Here is a 3,683-nt window from a genome sequence, read left to right as displayed (position 1 = left end):
CCTCGACAAGCTCTCCGGCGGCATCACCGTGCGCCGGGCGGCGCCGGGCGAGACGCTCGAGACCCTCGACGGCAAGGTACGCGACCTGCATGTCGAAGACCTGCTGATCACGGATGCCTCGGGCCCCATCGGTCTCGCAGGCGTCATGGGCGGCGCGAGCACCGAGATGAGCGAGACGACCCGCAACGTGCTGGTCGAGGCGGCGACGTTCGACCCGGTCACGATCGCCCGCAGCGCGCGTCGCCACAAGCTGCCGAGCGAGGCGTCTCGGCGCTTCGAGCGCGGCGTCGACCCGAACGTCGCGTCGGTCGCCGCCGAGCGCGTCGTCGAGCTGCTCGAGAAGCTCGCCGGCGGCACGCGCGCGGTCGAGGGCGGCCTCGCGAGGGTCGAGTCCGCACACCAGCGCGACGGCATCCTGCTGCCGGACGGATTCATCTCCGCGCTCATCGGGGTCGACTACACCGACGACCAGATCACGGGCGCGCTCGAGAAGATCGGCGCCACCGTGCTTGACCAGGGCGACGACAGGCTGGTCATCGCGCCGACGTGGCGCCCCGACCTCACCGACAAGTGGACGCTCGCCGAGGAGGTCGCCCGCATCGAGGGCTACGACCGCATCCCCGCGGTGCTCCCCGTCGCTCCGACCGGTCGCGGCTGGACCGTTGCGCAGGCGGCCCGCCGTCGCGTGTCGAACGCGCTCGCCGCCGCCGGCTTCGTCGAGACGCCGTCGTTCCCGTTCACCACGGTCGACGCGAACACGCTGCACGGCTCCGCCGACGGCGAGGCGGTGCCGAGCGTGCTGCTCGCCAACCCGCTCGACGGACTCGCACCGGCGCTGCGGCGCAGCCTCGTGCCGGGACTGCTCGTCGTCGCGCACCGCAACGCGGCGCGCGGCCTCGGCGACCTGTCGCTGTTCGAGACCGGCGCGGTGTTCCTCCCGGAGCCGGGCGTCGTCTACGGCACGGCCGACGTGCCGCCCGCCGCCGCACGTCCCGACGCCGCGACGCTCGCGGCGCTCGACGCGGGCATCCCACCGCAGCGTCGCCACCTCGCCGTGCTCGTCACCGGTCACGTCGCGCCCAAGCAGCCGGGCCGGTCGGCCGAGGCGGCCGGACTCCCCGAGGTGCTCGACGCGGTGCGGGTCGCGGCATCCGCTGCCGGCGTCACGATCGACGTCGCCCAGGCGCAGCGCGCGGCGCTGCACCCGGGGCGTGCCGGCGTGCTGTCGGTCGACGGCGTGGAGATCGGCTACGTCGGCGAGCTGCTGCCGCAGGTGTCGGCCGACGCCGACCTGCCCGGCCGCGTCACGGTCGCCGAGCTCGATCTCGACGCCCTTGTCGCCGCCGCCGGAACCCGCACCGTCGCCCCGTCGCTCTCGGGCTACCCGGCGGCGACGCAGGATGTCTCGCTCATCGTCGACGCCGACCTCGCCGCCGCCGACCTCGCCGCCGCGCTCGTGGCCGGTGCGGGCGACCTGCTCGAGTCGCTGCGTCTCGTCGACGACTACCGCGGGCAGGGTCTCCCCGAGGGCACCAAGAGCCTCACCTTCGCGCTGCGCTTCCGCGCCCCCGACCGCACGCTCACCGCGGCCGAGGCGACGGAGGCGAAGCTCGCGGGCGTGGCCGTGGCGACCGAGCGGTTCGGCGCGACCCTGCGGGAGTGACGTGCACGCCGTGCATAGCGCGCGGGCGTAGCGTGGCGGCATGACCGAGACGCGCAGCATCCCGACCCCCGACGGCCCCGCGATCGACGTGTACCTGGCGCGGCCCGACGGGCCCGTGCGCGGAGCGGTCATCGTGATCCACGAGATCTGGGGGCTCGTCGACCACATCCGCGACGTCGCCGACCGGTTCGCCGCCCTCGGCTACCTCGCCGCCGCCCCCGACATCCTGAGCCGTGGCGGCATCGAGCCCTCGATCGGCGCCGAGCTGTTCGCGATCATGAACAGCGACGACGAGGAGGCGCGGGTCGCCGCCCAGCCCCGCATGCGCGACGCGATCACCGGGGCCCGGGCTCCCGAGTACGCCGGGTGGGCGGTCGGGGCCCTCACCGGCGTCGTCGACCTCGTCGCCACGGAACCCGGCGTCGACGGACGCATCGGGGTCATCGGCTTCTGCTTCGGCGGCACCTTCGCGTTCCTCCTCGCCGCCGCCGACCCGCGCGTGCGCGCGGCGCTGCCGTTCTACGGCTCCGCGCCGGGCGCCGAGCAGCTCGGGCGCATCACGGCGCCGGTGCTCGCGCTCTACGGACAGCACGATCCGTCGCTCATCGAGGCGCTCCCGGCAGTCGAGCAGACGGCTCGCGAGGCGGGTGTCGCCCTCGAGACGGTCGTCTACCCGGATGCCGCGCACGCGTTCTTCAACGACGAGGGCCGCCGCTACCACGCAGCCTCGGCGGCCGACGCCTGGGCGCGGGTGCAGGCCTTCCTCGACGCCCACCTCGACGCCGGGTGACGGCCCGGATTTGCGGGGGGATGCGGCATCCCGATACCCTCGCGGCATGCCGTCGGCGTCCCTCCACCTCGCAGTGCTCCCCGTGAGCCTCGGTGGCGCGTGCCGACGCCGCGGCGGCCGCCGACTCTAGGCGACCCCTGCGTCCCCCGTTTCCGGGAGCCGTCGCGGGTGTCGCCGCGTTCGGCCCTCGCCGCGCGTGCTCTGTGCATGAGCGGCATCCCTCCCAGAAACTAAGGTGGAATCCATGACGCTCTCGGTCGCCGTCTCCGGCGCTTCCGGTTATGCGGGCGGTGAACTGCTGCGCATCCTCGCAGCCCATCCCGATGTCGAGATCACGACCGTCACCGCGCACGCGAACGCCGGCCAGCCGCTCATCGCGCACCAGCCGCACCTGCGCTCCCTCGCGCACCTCACCCTCGAGGACACGACGCCCGACATCCTCGCCGGCCATGACGTCGTCTTCCTCGCGCTGCCGCACGGGCAGTCGGGTCAGTACACCGACGCGCTGAAGGACTCCGCGCTCGTCATCGACGCGGGTGCCGATCACCGGCTCACCGATCCGGCCGCGTGGGCCCGGTTCTACGGCGGCGACTTCCACGAGCCGTGGGCCTACGGCGTGCCGGAGCTCGCCGTGGCGACCGGGAAGCAGCGTGCGAACCTCGTGGGCGCGACCCGGATCGCGGCCCCCGGCTGCAACGCGTCGACCGTCAGCCTCAGCCTCGCGCCCGGCGTCGCGGCGGGCGTCATCGACGCCACCGACCTCGTCAGCGTGCTCGCGGTCGGGCCGTCGGGCGCGGGCAAGAGCCTGAAGACGAACCTGCTCGCGAGCGAGATCCTCGGCACCGCGAATCCGTATGCCGTGGGCGGCACGCACCGGCACATCCCCGAGATCCAGCAGGCGCTGCGCGGGGCCGGCGCCGACGACGTGCGCATCTCGTTCACGCCCGTGCTCGTCCCGATGGCCCGCGGCATCCTCGCGACCTCGACGGCCCCCATCCGGGCGGGCGTGACGGATGCGCAGCTGCGCGACGCGTGGGAGAGCGCCTACGCGGGGGAGACCTTCGTGCAGCTGCTGCCCGAGGGGGTGCTGCCGCGCACCGCCGACGTGCTCGGGGCGAACACGGCGCTGCTGTCCCTCGCGATCGACCGCGACGCGAACCGCGTGGTCGTCACCGCCGCGGTCGACAACCTCGCCAAGGGCACCGCCGGTGCCGCCATCCAGTCCATGAA

At 74.2% G+C, this 3,683-nt stretch carries 3 protein-coding genes; all 3 read left to right on the top strand.

Translation table 11 applies throughout. From position 1 onward, the window contains the following. The coding region (locus tag ASG00_RS10375) for a phenylalanine--tRNA ligase subunit beta (RefSeq protein ID WP_235559482.1) at positions 1 to 1,663 on the top strand (1,663 nt) is incomplete at its 5' end. A 40-nt stretch (positions 1,664 to 1,703) separates the two neighbouring features. Further along, on the top strand, positions 1,704 to 2,453 hold the full coding sequence (locus ASG00_RS10370; protein ID WP_056209334.1) for a dienelactone hydrolase family protein: 750 nt from the start codon (positions 1,704 to 1,706) through the stop codon (positions 2,451 to 2,453). A gap of 244 nt (positions 2,454 to 2,697) precedes the next feature. After that, positions 2,698 to 3,683 (top strand): N-acetyl-gamma-glutamyl-phosphate reductase (gene argC / locus ASG00_RS14930; protein ID WP_156456244.1); only part of this gene is annotated, 986 nt, incomplete at its 3' end.

Origin of the sequence: Microbacterium sp. Leaf351 (assembly GCF_001423825.1) — a bacterium.
GTDB lineage: Bacteria > Actinomycetota > Actinomycetes > Actinomycetales > Microbacteriaceae > Microbacterium > Microbacterium ginsengisoli.
The sequence above is the reverse complement of the archived record's forward strand: the minus strand, read 5'-3'. Positions and strand labels throughout refer to the sequence as shown.